The following is a 21,471-nucleotide window of genomic DNA, read 5'->3' on the forward strand; positions in this document are numbered from 1 at the left end:
CTTCCAGGCTTCGTGCTATCAGTTGCTGTAGAAGTTTTGCATGGCTGTCTTTTTTTACTGGATACCCGGATTTCGATGCGCAGTCCCAATTGGTTGTTCCTCGTCTTGCTCTTGTTGCTGGCTGGCCTGCAATACCGCCTATGGGTGGGTAATGGCAGCTTTGCGCAGGTAAAAGAGTTGACCCAGCAGATTGCCGACCAGCATGCCGAAAACGAACGTCTGCTGGAGCGCAACCGCGTCCTCGATGCCGAAGTGCTTGAGCTGAAAAAAGGTACGGAGACCGTTGAAGAGCGGGCTCGCCATGAGTTGGGCATGGTCAAGGAGGGTGAAACCCTCTACCAGTTGGCCCAATGAGTAACGATTTACCGGCCTTCTGGGCCGTGATTCCTGCCGCGGGCGTCGGTGCCCGTATGGCTGCGGACCGTCCCAAGCAGTATCTGCAACTGGGCGGGCGCACTATTCTGGAACACAGCCTTGGCTGTTTTCTCGACCATCCAGGCCTCAAGGGGCTGGTGGTCAGCCTTGCTGTCGATGATCCCTATTGGCCAAACCTGCCGTGTGCCAACGACCCTCGCATCGTGCGTGCGGACGGCGGCGACGAGCGCTCGGGCTCGGTGCTCAATGCGCTGTTGCAACTCAATGCCCTGGGCGCCAGTGATGATGATTGGGTGCTGGTGCACGATGCCGCGCGGCCAAACCTGAGCCGTGATGACCTCGACAAACTCCTGGCTGAACTGGCGGATGATCCGATCGGCGGCCTGCTGGCGGTGCCGGCGCGCGACACCCTCAAGCGCGTCGACAAACATGGACGTGTGGTTGAAACCGTCGACCGCAGCCTGATCTGGCAGGCGTATACGCCGCAGATGTTTCGTCTGGGTGCGTTGCATCGTGCCTTGGCCGATAGCCTGGTGGCCGATGCGGTGATCACTGATGAAGCCTCGGCCATGGAATGGTCCGGTCAAGCGCCGCGCTTGATCGAGGGGCGTGCGGACAACATCAAGGTGACCCGGCCAGAGGATCTTGAATGGCTCAGGTTACGGTGGGCTAACCGCAGGTAGTCAGTTAAACCGTGTCGACTTCATCGCAGGCAAGCCAGCTCCCACCTTTGAAATGCATTCCCCTGTGGGAGCCGGGCTTGCCCGCGATGAGGCCGGTAAAGGCGCCGAATAATCAGCCACAGTACTCCGGCCTTTCAGCCAACCCAGCCTTCAAAAAGTCCACCAGCTTCCTGACCTTCGGCGACAAATGCCGCTGCTGCGGATACAACGCCCACACCGCCGTATTCGGCGGCTGATGCGCCTCCAGCAACGACACCAGCGCGCCAGTGTGCAAATGTTCCAGCACGTAATAATCCGGCAGTTGGCACAACCCAACCCCTTGCAGCGCCGCATCCAGTACCGCCTGCCCACTGTTACAGCGCCAGTTTCCCTGCACTCGCTGGGAAAATTCCCGGCCATCCTGAGCCAGTTGCCAGATATCCGAGCTGCCGATCAGACAGTTATGCCGACTCAATTCCGACAAACTATGTGGCCGACCATACCGCGCTAAGTAGGACGGCGATGCGCACAGGTACATGCGCCGAGGTGCCAGGCGGCTGGCGACCATGCGTGAGTCTTGCAAGCGCCCCAGGCGAATCGCCAGGTCCAGCCCCTCGTGCACCAGGTCCAACTGGCGATTACTCAATTCGATATCCACGCGCAACTGCGGGTACAGCCCCATGAACCGCGTGACCAACGGCACGATGAAGCGCTCGCCGTAAGCCACCGCGCAGGTCATGCGCAACATGCCCTTGGGTTCGCTGGTGAGGTCGCCCACCGCGCGCAACGCTTCTTCACGACCATCTTGCAAGCGCTGGCAATGTTGCAGAAAGGTCTGGCCAGCTTCGGTGAGCGTCACCTTGCGCGTACTGCGATACAGCAAGCGCGTTTGCAGCCGTTCTTCCAGGCGCGCCACCTGCCGGCTGATATGCGATGAAGACACGCCAAGCCGCTCGGCCGCCGCGGTGAACTGGCTGCATTCAGCCACGGCGACGAACTCATCTATGCCTTCCCAGCGGTTTTCCAGCATGTTGATTGTCCCTGTGCAGCAATAATGTTTTGCTTTTGCCTGGATTATTCATCAGTGAGCCATGTTTTACACTCACTGCCTCAGTTTTTAACTCCCTGGAGAAACCCGGATGATCAAGTCCCGCGCCGCCGTAGCCTTTGAAGCTAAAAAGCCCCTTGAGATCGTTGAAGTGGATGTCGCCATGCCCAAGGCCGGCGAGGTGCTGTTGCGTGTGGTTGCGTCCGGCGTGTGCCATACCGACGCCTACACCTTGTCGGGCGCCGACCCGGAAGGCATCTTCCCGTCGATCCTCGGCCACGAAGGCGGTGCGGTGGTTGAAGCGATCGGCGAAGGCGTGACCTCGGTAGCGGTTGGCGACCACGTGATCCCGCTGTACACCCCGGAATGCGGCAAGTGCAAATTCTGCCTGTCGGGCAAGACCAACCTGTGCCAGGCCATTCGCTCCACCCAGGGCAAAGGCCTGATGCCCGACGGCACCACGCGTTTCTCCTACAAGGGCCAGCCGATTTTCCACTACATGGGCACCTCGACCTTCTCCGAGTACACCGTGTTGCCGGAAATCTCCGTGGCCAAGATCCCTAAAGAAGCGCCGCTGGAAAAAGTCTGCCTGCTGGGCTGCGGCGTCACCACCGGCATTGGTGCAGTGATCAACACTGCCAAGGTCAAGCCGGGCGACACCGTGGCCATCTTCGGCCTCGGCGGCATCGGCCTGTCGGCGGTGATTGGCGCGGTGAAAGCCAAGGCCGGTCGCATCATTGCCATCGACATCAACCCGGCCAAGTTCGAAATCGCCAAGCAACTGGGCGCCACCGACTGTATTAACCCGAAAGACTATGACCGCCCGATCCAGGACGTGATCGTCGACTTGACCGACGGCGGCGTGGACTTCTCCTTCGAGTGCATCGGCAACGTACAACTGATGCGCGCCGCCCTCGAGTGCTGCCACAAAGGTTGGGGCGAGTCGGTCATCATCGGTGTGGCCGGTGCCGGCCAGGAAATCTCCACCCGCCCATTTCAACTGGTGACGGGGCGCGTCTGGCGCGGTTCGGCGTTCGGCGGTGTGCGCGGTCGTACCGAATTGCCAAGCTATGTGGAAATGGCCCAGACCGGCGAAATCCCGCTGGACACCTTTATCACTCACACCATGGGCCTGGAAGACATCAACAAAGCGTTTGATCTGATGCATGAAGGCAAGAGCATTCGTACCGTCATCCACTTCTGAGGTCGGCCATGAACCTGGAAAACCTGTCGTGCCAGAAGAGCTTCGGTGGCTGGCATAAACGCTACAAGCACCATTCCGATGTGCTCGGTTGCGACATGACTTTCGCCGTCTACCTGCCGCCGCAAGCGGAGCAGGGCGGCAAGTTGCCAGTGCTGTACTGGCTGTCGGGGCTTACCTGCACCGATGAGAACTTCATGCAAAAGGCCGGCGCCCAGCGCATGGCCGCCGAGCTTGGGTTGATCATTGTCGCGCCGGACACCAGCCCGCGTGGGCCGGGTGTGCCGGGCGACCCGGACAACGCCTGGGATTTTGGCCTGGGTGCCGGCTTCTACCTGAATGCCACGCAGGAACCGTGGGCCAAGCACTATCGGATGCATGATTATGTCGTGCAGGAATTGCCTGCCTTGGTTGAAGCGCATTTCCCGGCTTCAGACAAGCGCGGCATCAGCGGCCACTCCATGGGCGGTCACGGTGCGCTGGTGTGTGCCTTGCGCAACCCGGGGCGTTACCAATCGGTGTCGGCGTTTTCGCCGATCAACAATCCGATGGATTGCCCGTGGGGCCAGAAAGCTTTCTCCCGTTACCTGGGCGAAGAGCGCTCCAAATGGCGCGAGTGGGATGCCTGCGTGCTGATCAGCGAAGCCTCGGAAAAACTGCCGCTGCTGGTGGATCAGGGCGATCGCGACGATTTCCTTGCCGTGCAGCTTAAGCCTGAGGCGTTGCAGCAAGCGGCCAAGGCTGCCAACCATCCGCTTGAACTGCGCCTGCAGCCGGGTTATGACCACAGTTACTTCTTTATCGCCAGCTTCATCGAAGATCATTTGCGACATCATGGTCGTGCTTTGCTCGGTTAATGTGAGGCAAAAGTAGGTAGAATCACGCCCTGAATTAAATCGGGGCGTTTTTTTATGCGTATTGGCCACGGCTACGATGTGCACCGTTTCGCTGAAGGCGATTTCATCACCTTGGGCGGCGTGCGCATTGCACACCACCATGGGTTGCTGGCTCATTCCGACGGCGACGTTGTGCTGCATGCCTTGAGCGATGCCTTGCTCGGCGCGGCTGCGTTGGGCGATATCGGCAAGCACTTTCCAGACACCGACCCGACCTTCAAGGGCGCGGACAGCCGTGTCTTGCTGCGCCACGTGGTCGGCCTGATCCATGCCAAGGGCTGGAAGGTCGGCAACGTCGACAACACCATCGTGGCCCAGGCGCCGAAAATGGCACCCCACATCGAATCGATGCGCGCGCTGATTGCCGCCGACCTGCAAATTGAATTGGATCAAGTCAACGTGAAAGCCACCACCACCGAAAAGCTCGGGTTTACCGGCCGGGAAGAAGGCATCGCGGTGCACTCCGTCGCCTTGTTGCTGCGCGCATGAATGATCTGCAATTGCTGGGCCCGCGTGCCTATGGCGAGGCCTTGGGCAGCGCGGTTTTGAAGGCAACGGCTGAAGACTTCCAGGTCGACGAAGTGCTGGACATTCCCCTGAGCGGCGACGGTGAGCACCTGTGGCTGTGGGTAGAAAAGCGCGGCCTGAATACCGAAGAGGCTGCGCGCCGTATCGCCAAGGCTGCTGGCGTGCCCTTGCGCACCGTCAGCTATGCCGGGCTCAAGGACCGTCAGGCGTTGACCCGTCAGTGGTTCAGCGTGCAACTGCCGGGCAAGGCCGACCCGGACATGAGCGGGGCCGAAAACGACACCCTCAAGATCCTCAAAATGGGCCGCCACAAGCGCAAGCTGCAACGCGGCGCGCATTCGGCCAACGGCTTTACCCTGCGCCTGACGCAATTGGCCGGCGATACCGCCGCCATCGACGCACGCTTGCAACTGATCGCCCAGCACGGCATCCCGAACTACTTCGGTGCCCAGCGTTTCGGGCATAACGGCGGCAACGTGGTGGATGCCCGTGAGTGGGCGGCACGCAAGGCGTTGCCCGAGCAGCGCAATGTGCGTTCGCGGCTGCTGTCGACCGCGCGCAGCTTTCTGTTTAACAAAGTGTTGGCGGCGCGGGTCGCGGACGGCTCCTGGCAACGTGCCCAGGTCGGTGACCTGCTGGCGTTTACCGACAGTCGCAGTTTTTTTCCGGCGGGTGAGGCTGAATGCAGCGACCCGCGCCTGGCGATTCTGGATCTGCACCCCACCGGCCCACAGTGGGGCGAGGGTGATTCACCGGCCGGCGGCGCGACCCACACGCTTGAGCAAACCATTGCCGCGAGCGAGCCAGAGCTGCGCGATTGGCTGGTGAACGCCGGCATGAGCCAGGAACGTCGCATTCTGCGACTGCCCATTGGCGGGTTGACGTGGCATTATCCCGGTCCTGACATTCTGCAATTGGAATTCGTCCTGCCGGCCGGATGCTTCGCCACTGTGTTGGTGCGCGAGCTTGTTGATCTGGTGCCGGTGGGGCCGACGGACAACCCATGCGTATTCTGATATCAAACGATGACGGTGCCACCGCACCCGGTCTTGCCGCGCTTTATGCTGCGCTGCAGGATTACGCCGAGTGTGTGGTGGTTGCCCCGGACCAGGACAAGAGCGGCGCCAGCAGTTCGCTGACGCTCGACCGTCCGCTGCACCCGCAGGTTCTGGCCAATGGCTTTATCAGCGTGAACGGCACCCCCACCGACTGCGTGCACCTGGCAATCAACAGCTTGTTGGACCAGGAGCCGGATCTGGTGGTGTCGGGCATCAACCTGGGCGCCAACCTGGGCGATGATGTGCTGTATTCCGGCACCGTGGCGGCGGCCCTTGAAGGGCGTTTCCTGGGGCGCACCTCATTCGCTTTTTCGTTTGCCTCACGGCAACTGGATAACCTGGCGACGGCGGCGTATTTCGCCCGCAAGCTGGTGGAGGCCCACGGCTCGCTGGACTTGCCACCGCGCACGGTGCTCAACGTTAATATCCCCAATTTGCCCCTCGACCATATCCGCGGCATCCAGCTGACGCGCCTGGGCCATCGCGCTCGTGCGGCAGCACCGTTGAAGGTGGTCGACCCGCGTGGCAAGGAAGGTTACTGGATTGCCGCCGCCGGCGATGCCGAAGACGGCGGCCCCGGCACCGACTTTCATGCGGTGATGCAAGGTTATGTTTCGATTACCCCGTTGCAGCTCGATCGCACCTTCAGTGATGCCTTCAGTAGTCTGGATGGCTGGCTTGAGGGGTTGCGTTAATGGCGCGTGAACAAGACGACCTGTTGCGTCGTGGTATCGGGATGACCTCCCAGCGTACCCGCGAGCGTTTGATCCAGCGTCTGTATGAAGAAGGCCTGTCCAACGCCCAGGTGCTGGAAGTCATCCGGCGCACGCCTCGGCATCTGTTCGTGGATGAGGCGCTGGCGCATCGTGCCTATGAAGACACTGCGTTGCCAATCGGCCATAACCAGACCATCTCGCAACCTTATATGGTCGCGCGCATGAGTGAACTGCTGCTGGCGGCGGGGCCGTTGGACAAGGTGCTGGAGATCGGCACCGGTTCGGGTTACCAGACCGCCGTGCTCTCGCAGCTGGTGGAACGGGTGTTCTCGGTGGAGCGCATCAAGGTCCTGCAGGACCGCGCCAAGGAGCGCCTGGTGGAGCTCAACCTGCGCAACGTGGTGTTCCGTTGGGGCGACGGTTGGGAAGGCTGGCCGGCGCTGGCGCCGTATAACGGCATTATCGTCACGGCGGTCGCCACCGATGTGCCCCAGGCGTTGCTCGATCAGCTCGCCCCTGGCGGGCGCTTGGTCATCCCGGTGGGCTCTGGCGAAGTGCAACAATTGATGCTCATTATTCGCGAGGACGAAGGCTTTTCCCGGCATGTACTGGGTGCTGTGCGCTTCGTTCCGCTGCTCAATGGCCCGCTGGCCTGATCATTTCTTTGCAAACAGTGAATTCTGTTGATGGGGATGTGTCTTACGGCGGGGCTTATTGAGTCAACATGATTGGAAGCCGGGTTTAAACGCGATGAATTTTTCGTTTCAGTCGTGTACCGGTAAAAAGCCAATGCCCAGTTATACTTGCGACATATTTCAAGCCTGATACAGGCATTCATGTTCGGCCAGCACAAAGGGAGCGGCGGGTGAGTCTCACAGGTCTAGCGCAGCGTATGAGTAAAACAAGTTTTCAGCGACTGGTGCTTGGCCTTGTCTTGAGTTCCTTGTTGGTGGGTTGCTCAAGCTCTCCGTCCAGCGGCGCTCGGGTTGTCGACCGAAACGGTGCCAGCGCCGTGCCGCAAAAACCGACAGTCACCACCGGGCAATATGTAGTGCGAAAGGGGGACACGATGTTCTCAATCGCCTTCCGTTACGGCTGGGATTACAAGGCGCTCGCAGCTCGTAACAATATTCCTGTGCCGTATACGATACATCCCGGGCAAACCATCCGTTTCGATGGGCGTACCGGTTCGGCATCTACGGCAGTTGTGACAAAGTCCGGATCTTCGGCCTCGTCCTCAAGCAAAACCACAATCATCACCAGGCCTGCAGGCACCGCTGCGCCTACGGTTGCGAGCAAGCCGGCAGCCACGCCGTTGCCACCTGCCGGGCCGGCGCCGACCGGTTGGGGATGGCCTTCAAACGGGGTGCTGATTGGAAAATTCTCTTCAAACGGTAGTTTGAATAAAGGCATTGATATCGCCGGGGATTTGGGACAGCCTGTTTTAGCTGCGTCTGATGGGACAGTGGTTTACGCCGGGAGTGGTTTACGGGGCTACGGCGAGCTGGTCATCATCAAACACAGCGATACCTACGTCAGTGCCTACGGTCATAACCGCAGGCTGTTGGTTCGGGAGGGGCAGCAGGTCAAAGTCGGACAGACAATTGCCGAAATGGGGTCAACTGGTACAGACCGGGTGAAACTGCACTTTGAGATTCGCCGCCAAGGGAAGCCTGTAGATCCGCTGCAATTCCTACCCCGTCGTTGATGTGTTGCACAGCCTGTTCCCTCACGTAGAAGGAACAGGCTCCAGCGTTGCCAAGGATAAAGGCGTCGCTTGAGCTTGAGGTCGAACTCACCAAAGGACTATAACAATGGCTCTCAGTAAAGAAGCGCCGGAGTTTGACATCGACGATGAGGTTCTCCTTGAAATGGAGATCCTCACCGAAAAGGAATCGATGTCGAATGATGAAGGAGCTGCTAAACCTTCAGTTCGCACCAAATCCAAAAACGCCACCGCGTTAAAGCAGCACAAGTACATTGACTACACGCGGGCGCTCGACGCTACGCAGTTGTACCTCAATGAAATTGGCTTTTCCCCTTTGCTGACTCCCGAAGAAGAAGTCCATTTTGCGCGCTTGTCGCAAAAGGGCGATCCGGCTGGGCGCAAGCGCATGATTGAAAGTAACTTGCGGCTGGTGGTGAAAATCGCCCGACGCTACGTCAATCGTGGCCTGTCGCTGTTGGACCTGATCGAGGAGGGCAACCTGGGCTTGATCCGGGCAGTGGAGAAGTTCGACCCTGAGCGGGGCTTCCGCTTCTCTACCTATGCCACCTGGTGGATTCGCCAGACCATCGAACGGGCGATCATGAATCAGACCCGTACGATCCGGTTGCCGATCCATGTGGTCAAGGAGCTCAACGTCTACCTGCGGGCGGCACGTGAGCTGACACAAAAACTCGATCATGAACCTTCGCCTGAGGAAATCGCCAACCTGCTGGAAAAGCCAGTGGGCGAGGTTAAACGCATGCTCGGCTTGAACGAGCGCGTGTCTTCGGTCGATGTCTCGCTGGGTCCGGATTCGGATAAAACCCTGCTGGACACCCTGACAGATGATCGCCCGACAGATCCTTGTGAGCTGTTGCAGGACGATGATCTTTCCCAAAGCATTGACCAGTGGCTGTCCGAACTCACGGACAAGCAGCGCGAGGTGGTGATTCGCCGTTTCGGCTTGCGCGGCCATGAGAGCAGCACCCTGGAGGATGTAGGCCTGGAGATCGGCTTGACCCGTGAGCGGGTGCGGCAGATTCAGGTGGAGGGCCTCAAGCGCTTGCGTGAGATCCTCGAGAAGAACGGCTTGTCGAGTGAGTCGTTGTTCCAATAAAGACGCAGTACAAAATGTGGGAGCGGGCTTGTGTGGGAGCTGGCTTGCCTGCGATAGCATCACCTCGGTGTACCTGATACACCGAGGTGTCAGTATCGCAGGCAAGCCAGCTCCCACATAAAGCTCGCTCCCACATTTTTTTGTGCCTGGTATTACCTGGGTGCCGGGACTAAATCCCAGGCATAAAAAAACCCCGCTTTTAAAGGCGGGGTTTTTTCGACTAAGTCAGTACAAGTTAGATAACTTGAACTTCTTCAGCTTGCATGCCTTTCTGACCGCGGGTAGCGATGAAAGAAACCTGTTGGCCTTCTTTCAGGCTTTTGAAGCCGTCGGATTGGATAGCTTTGAAGTGAACGAACAGGTCGTCACCGGATTGTGGAGTGATGAAGCCGAAGCCTTTTTCATCGTTGAACCACTTAACGGTACCAGTTTGGCGATTAGACATGGTGTATCTCCTTGGACAAAGTTAACTGCGACTCAGGAAAAGCCCTGGCCGAGACTGAGTGCAAAGAGCAGGAAAAATTCTTGGAGATGGTTGGATCGAAATTCAACATATCGTGTAGAGATTCTCAGTGACACAAGCAGCACAGTGGCGCCACCTTAACCCTTTTTCCGGGACGTGCCAATGGTATTTCCGAAGGTTTCTCTATTTTCGTGACTGGCGGTGGTATTTACAGTCGCCTGGCACTGTAATGTGGGGCCCGGCCCCGCTGGCTGCCGCTTATAGACGGCTGCACATTCATCAACAAATGCCCTGCGCCCTTTGAACCCCAGGGCCAGCCCCGGTAAGATGCCCAACAGAATTTTTCCACCTCGCTATTCAGGACACCCGCCATGAGCATCAAATCGGACAAGTGGATTCGCCGCATGGCGCAAGAACACGGCATGATCGAACCTTTCGTTGAACGCCAGATCCGTGGCGAAGGCGCGGCTCCCGTGATTTCCTACGGTGTTTCCAGCTACGGCTACGACGTACGCTGTGCCGATGAATTCAAGGTGTTCACCAACATCAACTCGGCGATCGTCGATCCGAAAAACTTCGACGAAAAGAGCTTCGTCGACGTTAAAAGCGACGTGTGCATCATTCCGCCAAACTCCTTTGCCCTGGCGCGCACCGTGGAGTTCTTCCGTATTCCACGTGACGTGTTGACCATCTGCCTGGGTAAAAGCACCTACGCGCGCTGCGGCATCATCGTTAACGTGACGCCGCTTGAGCCGGAGTGGGAAGGCCACGTGACCCTGGAGTTCTCCAACACCACCACCTTGCCGGCAAAGATCTACGCCAACGAAGGCGTGGCGCAGATGCTGTTCCTGCAGTCCGACGAAGCCTGTGAAGTGTCCTATAAAGACCGCGCCGGCAAGTATCAGGGCCAGCGTGGCGTAACTCTCCCACGCGCTTGATCGAAAGGTCTTACACGCAAAGGGAATTAGTCTGCGTGAAGTGACTCTATTGGGTGTACTGCCTCGGTGCGTGCAAAACGCGCCGAGCCACGCTTGAGGAGTACTTTATGAAGATCGACCCGCGAATCAGCGCCGAACTCGCCCGGCTTGAACCCAACCAGATTGGTGTTCTGGCCTGGTCCCTGATGGCCGACCCAGCGTATGCGGGTGGCATCCCTGGCCAACCTGACGAAGATTGGCCGCAGCAGCCCACCGAGCCCGGTGAGCCAGTCCTTCCCGATGAGCCGCCTCCCGCGCCTGTCGCCTGACTTATCAAAAGACATGGCTGGCGCTTCAGCACACCGGCCATACGTCTTGATCGCCGATCACAAATACTTGCCGATCGTCGCTTTTCTCTACGGAGTAACCGCCGGTAAAAGCTCCGAATGCCGGCAGCAAGCTGATCTTCGAGCCGATCTGGAAGCACGGCAAACGCAAACTCTGCCGACCTTTGCCGCGCAACCGGTACACAGGATGCACATGCCCGGCCAGCACATGCTGGCTGGGATGGGCATCCGGCTCATGCTGCAATGCAAACGGCCCCATCAATAGCGGCTCGGCCACCACTTCAATCCTCAAGTCGGCAGGCGGGTCGCCAGCGCGTTTATCGTGATTACCGCGAACTAAGGTCAGGTTCAGTGCGTGATTGCGCTCGCGCCAGGTTCTCAAGGCGCTCAGGGTGCCGCTGGCGTGCGAACCCGGGCCGTGCAGGAAGTCACCGAGAAAGATCACCTGCGCGCACGGCAGGGCCGATAACAGGCGGTCCAGGCGCTGCAGGTTGTCGGTAGTGGTGCCCTGCGGCACCGGTTGCCCGAGGCTGCGATACGCCGAGGCCTTGCCAAAATGCGCATCGGCGATCAGCAGGCACTGGCGGGCGGGCCAGTAAATCGCCTTTTCCGCCAGCAGCCACAACTCCTCACCCTCAAGCGTCAGCGAATAATGCATCAACGTTTCCCGGTATCCGCGACTTTTTCCAGGTCCTTGACCATGCGTGCAATACGCTCGGACAGCTTCTCCGAACTCATGCTCTCGCGCATTCGCTCAACCAGCAGTGGAAAAGCCAGCGGCGTCGGCCGTTCGATCATGTGCAGGTCGAGTTTCAGCGCCGACAAATGACGCAATGTCTCTTCCAACCGACGAATATCCAACTCATCACGCAGGACTTCTTCTCCGGCCTGGGTCAGCAAAAGGTTCTCTGGGTCGTATTGTTTGAACACCTCAAAGAACAAGCCGCTGGAAGCCTGCACCTGCCGTGTGCTTTTCGGCGCGCCAGGGTAACCGGCAAACACCAGCCCGGCGATGCGGGCGATTTCGCGAAAGCGGCGCAGCGCCAGCTCACCGGCATTCAAGCTGGCCGCCACGTCCAACAGTAAGTTCGTTGGGCTTAGCAACGCTTGATTCAACACAACCGGCCAGTCCACCGGCGTAGCGCTCAATAGTTCCAGCCCGTAATCATTCACCGCAATCGAAAAGGTCACCGGCTGGCCTTGGCTGACCCGCCACGCCAGCAGGCTCGCCAGCCCCAGATGCACCTGGCGACCGGCGAACGGGTAGAGAAACAGGTGCCAGCCTTCCCGCGACTTCAGGGCTTCCGCCAGCAAGTACGCACGTGTCGGCAGGCCAGACCAGCGCAACTGGGTTTGTAACAGAGGTTGCACCGCCCGCATCTCCGGGCCATCGAAGTGCCCGTGGGCGGCTGCATCAAAGCGCTCGACCACCGCCTGCGCCAATTCATTGGATAGCGGCATGCGCCCACCATTCCAGCGCGGCACGGCCGCCTTTTTCGCGGTGCTGCGCCGTACGTACGCGGTCATGTTTTCCACTCGCACCAACTCCAGCAAACGCCCTGCAAACAAAAAACCGTCGCCAGGCTTGAGCCGGGCGATAAAACCTTCCTCGACACTGCCCAGATTCTTGCCGCCGCCGCCCTTGCTCCAGAATTTCAACTGGATACTCGCATCGCTGACGATAGTGCCCACGCTCATGCGATGACGCCGCGCCAGGCGTGCATCCGGCACGCGCCACACGCCATGCTCGTCGGGTTCCACTCGGCGGTAATCCGGATAGGCCGTCAACGACAGGCCGCCATGGCGCACAAACCCCAGCGCCCAGGCCCAGTCGGCGTCAGTAAGGTCACGATAAGCCCAGGCATCACGCACCTCCGCCAACAGCGCATCCGGGGTAAAACCACCGCCCAGGGCCATGCTCACCAAGTGTTGTACGAGCACATCCAATGGCTTGTAGGGCGATTCGCGAGCTTCGATGCGCCGCTGCGCTATCGCGTCCTGGGCGGCGGCGGCTTCCACCAGTTCCAGGCTATGGGTTGGCACCAACGTCACCCGTGATGGCCTGCCTGGCGCATGACCAGAGCGGCCGGCGCGCTGCATCAGGCGCGCCACGCCTTTGGCCGAGCCGATTTGCAGCACGCGCTCCACCGGCAGGAAATCCACACCCAGGTCCAGGCTCGAGGTACACACCACGGCCTTGAGCTGGCCGTCTTTCAGGGCGCGCTCCACCCAGTCGCGTGTTTCACGCGACAGCGAGCCATGGTGCAGGGCAATCACGCCGGCCCAGTCCGGACGCGCCTCCAGCAACGCCTGGTACCAGATCTCCGACTGTGCCCGCGTATTGGTAAACACCAGGCAACTGCTGCTGGCGTCCACTTCGGCCACCACCTGCGGGAGCATCTTCAAGCCGATATGCCCAGCCCAGGGAAATCGCTCGGTGGTGGGCGGTAACAAGGTGTCGACCTTCAGTTCTTTAGCCGTCTGCCCCTGCACATTGATCCCACCGCCTTGTGGGACCAGAACCTCAAGGGCGTGGGACTGATTGCCCAAGGTCGCGGAAATCCCCCACACCATCAAATCCGGATGCCAGCGCCGCAAGCGCGCCAACGCCAGTTGCAGTTGCACGCCACGCTTGTTGCCGATCAGTTCGTGCCACTCATCCACGATCACCATGCGCAGGTGCGCCAGGCTGGTCTCACTGTCGGCACGCGCAAGCATCAATGTCAGGCTTTCCGGGGTGGTCACCAGCGCGGTGGGCTGACGCCGGGTTTGGCGCGCGCGTTCGCTGCTGCTGGTGTCGCCGGTACGCAGGCCGACACTCCATGGAATCTCCAGTGCCGCCAGTGGCGCCTCCAGGGCGCGCGCCGTGTCGGCGGCCAAGGCGCGCATGGGCGTGATCCACAACACCGTCAGTGGCTCAGCGGGCGCTTTGCGTTTACCGGTGGCGGGCGGGCGAGTGACGGCGAAGCGGTTGAGGGCGGCAAACCACAGCGCATAGGTTTTACCCGCGCCGGTGCTGGCGTGCAGCAGGCCTGATTGGCCGTCTTTAACCGCCGCCCACACGGCTTTTTGAAAGGCGAACGGCTTCCAGCCCTTGGTGGCAAACCATGTTTTGGCGAAATCGAGGGGTTTTGCCATTCGGCAGCTGACGCTCTGGAGGCTCTATGTCAGAGACCCTCCAGGCGTCGCAAAGGTTTACTTCAAGTTACCGCTCAGAAATTGCTGCAGGCGCTCGCTCTTCGGGTTGCCCAACACATCTTCGGGCGTGCCTTGCTCTTCCACCAGGCCCTTGTGCAGGAACAGCACCTGGTTCGACACCTTGCGCGCAAAGCTCATCTCGTGGGTGACCATGATCATGGTGCGGCCTTCCTCGGCCAGGCCCTGGATCACTTTCAACACTTCGCCGACCAGTTCGGGGTCGAGGGCCGAGGTGGGTTCGTCAAACAGCATCACCTCCGGCTCCATGGCCAGGGCGCGGGCGATGGCCACCCGTTGCTGTTGGCCACCAGAAAGGAACGCCGGGTATTGATCGGCCACGCGTGCCGGCAGCCCGACCTTATCCAGGTAGCGACGGGCACGGTCTTCGGCGTCCTTCTTGCTGCAACCCAGTACCCGGCGCGGTGCCATGGTGATGTTTTCCAGCACGCTCATATGGCTCCACAGGTTGAAGTGCTGGAACACCATCGCCAGCCGCGTACGCAGGCGTTGCAATTCGGCGTCGTCGGCCACGCGCATGCCATGGCGATCGCTGACCATGCGGATCTGCTGACCATCTAGGGTCATGGCGCCGTCGTTGGGCGTTTCCAGAAAGTTGATGCAGCGCAAAAAGGTGCTTTTGCCCGAGCCGCTGGCGCCGATCAGGCTGATCACATCACCGGTGTTGGCCTTGAGCGAGACACCTTTGAGCACTTCATTGTCGCCATAGCTTTTATGCAGGCCTTCAACGGTCAATTTGTACATGGGGCGTGCATCCTCAAGGCGAAAGTAGGTAGCCGCTGCGGTAGGCTTGCGTGCCTGCAACATGGCTGATCACCATGCCGGCAGTGGCCATGCGCCGCAGCGAACGGGCGTAAAGCAGGCCGGCATGTTTGCAGTGCACAGGCGTTACGCGGTCAGTAATGGGGTCGATGATTTCGGCGATCAGTTGCCCGGCTTCCAGGTATTCACCGGGCAGGGCGCTGAACACCAGCAAGCCGCCGACCGGCGTGGTCACCGGTTCCACGCCCGCCAGCGGCGTGGCCGGGTAGGGCAGCTCGGGCAGTGGCGGCGCGTCACCGGTGATGGCACCGAAGTGAGTCAGGTAGTCGATGATCGCCTGGCAATCCAGCGCCGCCAGGCCGTGGTTGACGTCGCCCTGGCCGCGCAGTTCGACGGTCACCGAAAAGCTGCCCATCGGGATCGGGAAGCGCTCGCCGAAGCGTTGCTGTAACTGCCACCACACCAGCGTGAAGCACTCGTCGAACGACTGCCCGCCGGAGTCGGTCGCCAGCAAGTTGGCTTCCGAGCCGATATAGCGCGCCAGCGGCTCCACCTGCGGCCAGGCCTCGGGGGTGGTGTACAGGTGCGCCACGGCTTCAAAGTCGCAATGCAGGTCCAACACCATGTCGGCATCGCAGGCCAGGCGTTGCAGCACCAGGCGTTGGGATTGCAGCTGGGTAGCAGGCGTTTGCGCCGCAAGGGCCAGGCTCAGGGCGTCGCGAATAAGCTCGACGTTGTGCGTGGGGTCGTCGCCCAGCAGGTCTTCGACCTGATTGCCGACCTCCTCACTGAGGTCGACAAACAGGCGATTGAAATTTTGCCCGCTTTCCAGCTCGTAGCGGCCCAACGGAATGTCCATCAACACCTGCTCAAGTCCCACCGGATTGGCGATGGGCACCAGCACGATCTCACTGCGCAGGCGCCCAGCCGCCGCCAGCTCCGCCAGGCGCAGCTTCAGGTGCCAGGCCACCAGCATGCCCGGCAGCTCATCGGCATGCAGTGATGACTGGATATAGATCTTGCCTTCAGCCTGTTCCGGGCCGAAGTGGAAACTGTGAACCTGCCGCGCCGTGCCCGGCACCGGCGCGATCAGTTCATGCACCTGATGACGCATGACGACTCCTTAGTGGCTCGGCCCGAGAAAGGCCAGCCAGCGACGTTCCGCCAGACGAAACAGCCCGACCAGCGCGAAGGTCACGGTCAGGTAGATCAGCGCGGCGATGCCGAATGATTGAAAGGTCATGTAGGTGGCCGAGTTGGCATCCCGCGCCACCTTGAGAATGTCCGGCACCGTCGCGGTAAACGCCACCGTGGTCGAGTGCAGCATCAGGATCACTTCGTTGCTGTAGTAGGGCAGCGAGCGGCGTAGGGCCGAGGGCATGATCACATAGGCATACAGCTTCCAACCGCCCAGGCCGTAAGCCTTGGCCGCTTCGACTTCGCCATGAGCCATGCTGCGGATCGCGCCGGCGAAAATTTCCGTGGTGTATGCGCAGGTGTTGAGGGCGAAGGCCAGAATGGTGCAGTTCATCGCATCGCGAAAGAACGCATCCAGCACCGGTTGCGCGCGCACGGCGGCGATGCTGTAGATGCCGGTGTAGCAAATCAACAGTTGGATATACAGCGGCGTGCCACGAAACAGGTAGGTGTAGAACTGCACCGGCCAGCGTATGGAGCGTTTGCGCGAAACGCGGGCGATGGACAGCGGAATCGAGACCAGGAAGCCGATCACCAGCGCCGCGCTGAGCAGCCACATGGTCATCGCCAGCCCGGTGATGTGCTGACCGTCGCTATAAAGGAAAGGCCGCCAGTATTGCTGGATAAGTTCGATCATCGCACGGCCTCCCGGGACCCAGCGGAGTAGCGGCGCTCAAGCCAGCGCAGGACGACGTTGGATGCACTGGTGATCAGCAGGTAGATCAGCGCCGCGATGACCAGAAAATAGAACAGCTGATAAGTACTCTTGCCCGCATCCTGCGCGGCCTTGACCAGGTCCGCCAGACCGATGATCGACACCAGCGCGGTGGCCTTGAGCATCACCATCCAGTTGTTGCCGATGCCCGGCAAGGCAAAACGCATCATCTGCGGGAAGGTCACGAAGCGAAACCGCTGCCCGCGCGTGAGCCCGTAGGCGGTCGCCGCTTCCAGCTGGCCACGCGGCACGGCGAGGATCGCGCCGCGAAAGGTCTCGGTGAAATAGGCGCCATAGATGAAGCCCAGGGTGATGACCCCGGCGCTGAATGGGTCGATCTCGATGTAGTCCCATTCCATAAAATCGGTAAAGCCGGTCAGCCAGATTTGCAGGCTGTAGAAAATCAGCAGCATCAGCACCAGGTCGGGAACGCCGCGAATCAAGGTGGTGTAGAGCTGGGCGGGGATGCGGATCAGGCTGACGCTGGACAGTTTGGCGCTGGCACCGAGCAGGCCCAGCAAGACGCTGACGGCCAGGGAGGCGACCGACAGTTTCACGGTCATCCACGTACCTTGCAGCAACAGCGGGCCGAACCCCTTCAGACTGAAGGCACCCAGCCCCAGGGTTTGCAAAAGATCTTCAAACATGAATTCAGGACCTAATGGCGATAAAAAAGCGCCCACCGCAAACCGGTGGGCGCCGGGGTGTTATTTACCGCTGTAGAGGTTCAGGTCGCCGAAGTGTTTCTTCTGGATGGTGGCGTAGGTGCCATCATCGTGTAACGCTTTGATACCTTTATCGAGCAAGGCCTTGAGGTCTTTGTTACCTTTTTTGATACCGACCGCAGTTTTGGATGGCAGCAGTGGGTCATCGATGGCCTTGCTGACTTCGTAGTCAGCGCCGGCTGGCGACTTCAAAAAGCCCAGTTCGGCTTGCAGCATGTCCTGTACGGAAGCATCCAGGCGGCCCGAGGTCAGGTCGGCGTAGACCTGGTCCTGGTTGGCGTAGGCCTTGGTGGTCACACCGGCTTTGTCCAGCACGGCCTTGGCGTAGGCTTCCTGAATGGTGCCTTGCTCGTAGCCCACGGATTTGCCCTTGAGGGACTCAGGCGTGGAGAAGTTCGCGCCCTTTTTGAACACCAGGGACGTCGGGCCGGAGAACAGCTCGCTGGAGAAATCGATCGCCTTTTCACGGGCTTCGGTCACGGTCATCGAGGAAATCACGCCGTCGAACTTGTTGGCGTTGAGGCCTGGAATCATGCCGTCGAAGTCGCTTTCAACCCACTTGCACTTCACTTTCAGCTCGGCACAGATCGCATTGCCCAGGTCGATATCGAAGCCTACGAGGCTGCCGTCGGCGGCCTTGGACTCGAATGGCGCGTAGGAAGGATCGACACCAAAACGCAATTCCTTGTATTCCTTGGCCAGCGCGGTACCAGCAGCCATGCACAGAGCCAGTGCAGAAAGGGTCAGCAATGCTTTTTTCATTATGTAATCCCTGGAAACCAAGATAAGCGCTTGTGGCGCGGTTAGGACTGTTACTGAACGGTGTCAGACGGATCACAAGTAGCAATTTCTGCACCATAGTTCCGAATGAGTGTTTTAAAAGGTGGGATAAGGGAGATGTGAGTGTAGGAGATGCCCGAAAATGGGCATGGAAAATTCAGCGCACCATTTTGAAGCAAATGAAATTCAAAATGCGGGAGCGGGCTTGCCCGCGATAGCGGTGTGTCTGCCCAATCTCTCTAAGCTGACCCACCGCCATCGCGGGCAAGCCCGGCTCCCACAGGGTTTTGCAGTGTTTGGGGGGAAGGGGTCAGGTCAACAAATCCTGCAACGTGCCGAGGTTGTCGGCTTCTTCCACTGTCTTATCCTGCCGCCACCGCAACATCCTGGGAAACCGTACGGCAATCCCGCTCTTGTGGCGTTTGGACAAGGCAATCCCCTCAAACCCCAGCTCAAACACCATGCTCGGCGTTACGCTGCTGACCGGGCCGAATTTTTCCACCGTGGTCTTGCGCACGATGGTGTCGACCTTGCGCATTTCTTCGTCAGTCAGCCCTGAATAAGCCTTGGCAAATGGCACCAGCGTGCGTTCAGTGCCGGGCGGGCCGTCCCACACTGCAAAGGTGTAGTCGCTGTACAGACTGGCGCGGCGGCCATGGCCGCGCTGGGCGTAAATCAGTACGGCATCGACACTGAACGGGTCGACTTTCCACTTCCACCACACGCCCATGTCCTTGGTGCGGCCCACGCCGTACAGGCCATCGCGGGCTTTTAGCATCATGCCTTCCACGCCGAGGCGGCGAGAGTCTTCGCGTTGCTCCGCCAGGTCCTTCCAGCTCGCGCCCGTCAGCAAGGGCGATGGCAACAGCACGGGCTGGTTGCACTGCGCGATCACTTGCTCAAGCTGGACGCGGCGCTCGGCCTGGGTGTGGTTGCGCCAATCGTCGCCCTGATGTTCCAGCAGGTCATAGGCCAGGACCGCGACTGGCGCATCCTCCAGGACCTTTTTGCTCAAGGTTTTGCGGCCGATGCGCTGTTGCAACAGCGCGAAGGGTTGCACCGCGTCTTTCCACACAACAATTTCGCCATCGATTACCGTGCCATCCGGCAGGCCGCTGACCAGGCTGTGCAGTTCGGGGAAGCGCTCGGTGACCAACTCTTCACCGCGCGACCAGACCCACAGGCGACCGTCGCGCTTGACCAGTTGCGCGCGAATGCCGTCCCACTTCCATTCCACCTGCCAGTCGGCGGGTGCGCCGAGCAAGGCGTCGAACTGCTCCACCGGTTGCGCCAGCCCATGGGCCAGAAAAAACGGATACGGCTGACCGCCGCGTTGCGCATGCTCGTCGGACGATTCGGCGGCGATCAGCTTGAGGTAGCCTTCGGCCGTAGGCCGGTTGGACAAATCGGTGTAGCCCACCAAGCGTTGTGCCACACGTTTGCTGTCCAGGTCGGCCATGGCGGCGAGGGCGCGGGTGACCAGCAGTTTGGACACGCCGACACGAAAACTGCCGGTGATCAATTTGATGCACACCATCAGGCTCGGCTGATCGAGCTGCGCCCATAACGCCGGCAGGCGTTCGGCCAATTCCAGCGGCGGCAGGCCACGCAGGGGCAGCAGCTTTTCCTCCAGCCACACTGCAAGCCCGTCTTCCGAGGTATAGGAGGATTCGGGCAACAACAGGGAAATGGTCTCGGCCAGGTCGCCTACCGACTGGTAACTTTCTTCGAATAACCAAGGTTCTATGCCCGATGCTGCGGTGGCCATGTCGCGCAGCAGACGGGTCGGCACCAATTGCCGGGGCCGCCCGCCGGAGAGGAAGTACACCGCCCAGGCCGCATCTTCGGGTGGCGCCTGGCGGAAGTAGGCTTGCAGCGCGGCCAGCTTGGCGTTGCTGGAGGTGGTGGCGTCGAGGTTGGCGTACAGCTCGGCGAAGGCTTTCATGCCGTGGCCTCTTCTTCGTCATCGCCGTATTCGGTGGTGAAACCCTGGGCATCCAGGCCTTTTTCCCGCAAGTGGCGCACCAATACGCCGACAGAGCCATGGGTGACCATCACCCGTTCGGCGCCGGTCTGTGCGATGGCCCACAGCAGTCCGGGCCAATCGGCGTGGTCCGAGAGCACAAAGCCTCGGTCCACACCGCGCCGCCGTCGCGTGCCACGCAGGCGCATCCAGCCGCTGGCGAAGGCGTCGCTGTAGTCGCCGAAGCGCTTGATCCAACTGCTGCCACCGGCGGACGGCGGCGCAATGATCAGTGCCTGACGCAGCAATGGGTCAGTCTTTTTGAAGTCCCCGGCATACAGGGTTTCGGGGATATAGATGCCGGCCTCGCGGTACACGCGGTTCAGCGGTTCCACCGCGCCATGGCTGAGAATCGGGCCGATGCTGGCGTCGATGCCATGCAGGATGCGCTGGGCTTTGCCAAAGGAATAACAGAACAACACGCTGGCTTTGCCGACCGCGATATTGGCCTGCCACCAATCATTGATGCCGGCAAAAATCTGCGCCTGGGGCTGCCAGCGGTAAATCGGCAGGCCGAAGGTGGATTCAGTAATAAAGGTGTGGCAACGCACCGGCTCAAAGGGCGCACAGGTGCCATCGGGTTCGACTTTGTAGTCGCCGGAGGCTACCCAGACTTCGCCCTGGTATTCCAGGCGCACCTGCGCGGAACCGAGCACATGCCCGGCGGGATGGAAACTCAGGGTGACGCCGTGGTGGATGAGTTTTTCGCCGTAGGCCAGGGTTTGCAGGTTGATGTCCTGGCCCAGTCGCGAACGCAGGATGCCTTCGCCGGGAGCGGCGGCCAGGTAATGCTGGTTGCCGGTGCGGGCGTGGTCCCCATGGGCGTGGGTGATGACGGCGCGGTCCACCGGGCGCCATGGGTCGATGTAGAAATCTCCCGCAGTACAATAGAGGCCTTCGGGGCGGGCGATGACAAGGTCCATGGGCGTGCCGGGGCAGTGGGCTTATCAGGTATGAGGGGAGCGAGACTTGAGAAGTTCTATCTAAATGCAGGCGATCAAATGTGGGAGCTGGCTT

General features: G+C 60.2%; 23 protein-coding genes. 12 read left to right on the top strand and 11 right to left on the bottom strand.

Annotated elements, in window-relative coordinates; translation table 11 throughout:
- Window positions 1-75 precede the first annotated feature (75 nt).
- On the top strand, window positions 76-354 hold the full coding sequence (gene ftsB, locus GIW48_RS09215; RefSeq protein WP_017137157.1) for a cell division protein FtsB: 279 nt from the start codon (window positions 76-78) through the stop codon (window positions 352-354).
- Window positions 351-1,058 (top strand): 2-C-methyl-D-erythritol 4-phosphate cytidylyltransferase, encoded by a 708-nt coding sequence (gene ispD / locus GIW48_RS09220; protein WP_138450440.1) that lies wholly within the window; start codon window positions 351-353, stop codon window positions 1,056-1,058. Before ftsB ends, ispD begins: the two co-directional genes overlap by 4 nt.
- A gap of 112 nt (window positions 1,059-1,170) precedes the next feature.
- On the opposite strand, the gene GIW48_RS09225 is transcribed toward ispD, so the two are convergent.
- The gene (locus GIW48_RS09225) at window positions 1,171-2,067 is read right to left on the bottom strand and encodes a LysR substrate-binding domain-containing protein (RefSeq protein WP_017137159.1); all 897 of its coding nucleotides are present in this window, start codon (window positions 2,065-2,067) and stop codon (window positions 1,171-1,173) included.
- 109 nt (window positions 2,068-2,176) lie between these two features.
- Here GIW48_RS09225 and GIW48_RS09230 point away from each other — a divergent pair, with 109 nt between their 5' ends.
- From GIW48_RS09230 to rpoS, 8 genes are all read left to right on the top strand, one after another.
- Window positions 2,177-3,289 (top strand): S-(hydroxymethyl)glutathione dehydrogenase/class III alcohol dehydrogenase, encoded by a 1,113-nt coding sequence (locus GIW48_RS09230; protein WP_017137160.1) that lies wholly within the window; start codon window positions 2,177-2,179, stop codon window positions 3,287-3,289.
- An 8-nt stretch (window positions 3,290-3,297) separates the two neighbouring features.
- Window positions 3,298-4,143 (top strand): S-formylglutathione hydrolase, encoded by an 846-nt coding sequence (fghA, locus tag GIW48_RS09235; RefSeq protein WP_017137161.1) that lies wholly within the window; start codon window positions 3,298-3,300, stop codon window positions 4,141-4,143.
- A 54-nt stretch (window positions 4,144-4,197) separates the two neighbouring features.
- A complete protein-coding gene (ispF, locus tag GIW48_RS09240) occupies window positions 4,198-4,671 on the top strand; it encodes a 2-C-methyl-D-erythritol 2,4-cyclodiphosphate synthase (protein ID WP_012722614.1) in 474 nt (157 codons plus the stop codon).
- Window positions 4,668-5,726 (top strand): tRNA pseudouridine(13) synthase TruD, encoded by a 1,059-nt coding sequence (truD, locus tag GIW48_RS09245; protein ID WP_169985389.1) that lies wholly within the window; start codon window positions 4,668-4,670, stop codon window positions 5,724-5,726. The genes ispF and truD overlap by 4 nt, the downstream gene beginning before the upstream one ends.
- Entirely contained in the window at window positions 5,714-6,463 is a 750-nt protein-coding gene (surE, locus tag GIW48_RS09250) for a 5'/3'-nucleotidase SurE (RefSeq protein ID WP_017137163.1), read from the top strand. The genes truD and surE overlap by 13 nt, the downstream gene beginning before the upstream one ends.
- Window positions 6,464-6,504: 41 nt before the next feature.
- On the top strand, window positions 6,505-7,140 hold the full coding sequence (locus GIW48_RS09255; RefSeq protein ID WP_169850588.1) for a protein-L-isoaspartate(D-aspartate) O-methyltransferase: 636 nt from the start codon (window positions 6,505-6,507) through the stop codon (window positions 7,138-7,140).
- A 209-nt stretch (window positions 7,141-7,349) separates the two neighbouring features.
- Complete coding sequence (locus GIW48_RS09260) at window positions 7,350-8,192, top strand: peptidoglycan DD-metalloendopeptidase family protein (RefSeq protein WP_017137164.1); 843 nt, start codon at window positions 7,350-7,352, stop codon at window positions 8,190-8,192.
- A gap of 106 nt (window positions 8,193-8,298) precedes the next feature.
- Window positions 8,299-9,309 (top strand): RNA polymerase sigma factor RpoS, encoded by a 1,011-nt coding sequence (gene rpoS / locus GIW48_RS09265; protein ID WP_017137165.1) that lies wholly within the window; start codon window positions 8,299-8,301, stop codon window positions 9,307-9,309.
- 235 nt (window positions 9,310-9,544) lie between these two features.
- Here the strand turns inward: rpoS and GIW48_RS09270 are convergent, their stop codons facing one another.
- Window positions 9,545-9,754, bottom strand: a complete 210-nt coding sequence (locus tag GIW48_RS09270; protein ID WP_002554837.1) for a cold-shock protein — start codon at window positions 9,752-9,754, stop codon at window positions 9,545-9,547.
- 389 nt (window positions 9,755-10,143) lie between these two features.
- Here GIW48_RS09270 and dcd point away from each other — a divergent pair, with 389 nt between their 5' ends.
- Together dcd and GIW48_RS09280 are read left to right on the top strand one after the other, a co-directional pair.
- Window positions 10,144-10,710 carry a dCTP deaminase gene (gene dcd, locus GIW48_RS09275; RefSeq protein ID WP_017137166.1) on the top strand — a complete coding sequence of 189 codons (567 nt, stop codon included), beginning with the start codon at window positions 10,144-10,146 and terminating at the stop codon, window positions 10,708-10,710.
- A 107-nt stretch (window positions 10,711-10,817) separates the two neighbouring features.
- Entirely contained in the window at window positions 10,818-11,018 is a 201-nt protein-coding gene (locus tag GIW48_RS09280) for a hypothetical protein (RefSeq protein WP_017137167.1), read from the top strand.
- 25 nt (window positions 11,019-11,043) lie between these two features.
- On the opposite strand, the gene pdeM is transcribed toward GIW48_RS09280, so the two are convergent.
- The 9 genes from pdeM to GIW48_RS09325 all read right to left on the bottom strand — a co-directional run bounded on the left by pdeM (window position 11,044) and on the right by GIW48_RS09325 (window position 21,377).
- Window positions 11,044-11,694 carry a ligase-associated DNA damage response endonuclease PdeM gene (pdeM, locus tag GIW48_RS09285; protein WP_236460209.1) on the bottom strand — a complete coding sequence of 217 codons (651 nt, stop codon included), beginning with the start codon at window positions 11,692-11,694 and terminating at the stop codon, window positions 11,044-11,046.
- The gene (locus tag GIW48_RS09290) at window positions 11,694-14,174 is read right to left on the bottom strand and encodes a ligase-associated DNA damage response DEXH box helicase (protein ID WP_138452022.1); all 2,481 of its coding nucleotides are present in this window, start codon (window positions 14,172-14,174) and stop codon (window positions 11,694-11,696) included. The genes pdeM and GIW48_RS09290 overlap by 1 nt, the downstream gene beginning before the upstream one ends.
- A 57-nt stretch (window positions 14,175-14,231) precedes the next feature.
- Window positions 14,232-14,996 carry an ABC transporter ATP-binding protein gene (locus GIW48_RS09295; RefSeq protein WP_017137170.1) on the bottom strand — a complete coding sequence of 255 codons (765 nt, stop codon included), beginning with the start codon at window positions 14,994-14,996 and terminating at the stop codon, window positions 14,232-14,234.
- Between the two features lie 13 nt (window positions 14,997-15,009).
- On the bottom strand, window positions 15,010-16,128 hold the full coding sequence (locus tag GIW48_RS09300; protein ID WP_236460211.1) for a succinylglutamate desuccinylase/aspartoacylase family protein: 1,119 nt from the start codon (window positions 16,126-16,128) through the stop codon (window positions 15,010-15,012).
- A 9-nt stretch (window positions 16,129-16,137) separates the two neighbouring features.
- Window positions 16,138-16,848: an ABC transporter permease gene (locus GIW48_RS09305; protein WP_236460212.1), complete on the bottom strand. Its 711-nt coding sequence runs from the start codon at window positions 16,846-16,848 to the stop codon at window positions 16,138-16,140.
- Entirely contained in the window at window positions 16,845-17,573 is a 729-nt protein-coding gene (locus GIW48_RS09310) for an ABC transporter permease (RefSeq protein ID WP_017137172.1), read from the bottom strand. Before GIW48_RS09310 ends, GIW48_RS09305 begins: the two co-directional genes overlap by 4 nt.
- 60 nt (window positions 17,574-17,633) lie before the next feature.
- Window positions 17,634-18,413 (bottom strand): transporter substrate-binding domain-containing protein, encoded by a 780-nt coding sequence (locus GIW48_RS09315; RefSeq protein ID WP_017137173.1) that lies wholly within the window; start codon window positions 18,411-18,413, stop codon window positions 17,634-17,636.
- 328 nt (window positions 18,414-18,741) lie between these two features.
- On the bottom strand, window positions 18,742-20,376 hold the full coding sequence (locus GIW48_RS09320) for an ATP-dependent DNA ligase (protein ID WP_236460214.1): 1,635 nt from the start codon (window positions 20,374-20,376) through the stop codon (window positions 18,742-18,744).
- Window positions 20,373-21,377 carry a ligase-associated DNA damage response exonuclease gene (locus GIW48_RS09325; protein ID WP_017137175.1) on the bottom strand — a complete coding sequence of 335 codons (1,005 nt, stop codon included), beginning with the start codon at window positions 21,375-21,377 and terminating at the stop codon, window positions 20,373-20,375. The genes GIW48_RS09320 and GIW48_RS09325 overlap by 4 nt, the downstream gene beginning before the upstream one ends.
- Window positions 21,378-21,471 lie beyond the last annotated feature (94 nt).

It is taken from the genome of Pseudomonas sp. PA-6-3C (assembly GCF_021605825.1).
GTDB lineage: Bacteria > Pseudomonadota > Gammaproteobacteria > Pseudomonadales > Pseudomonadaceae > Aquipseudomonas > Aquipseudomonas edaphica.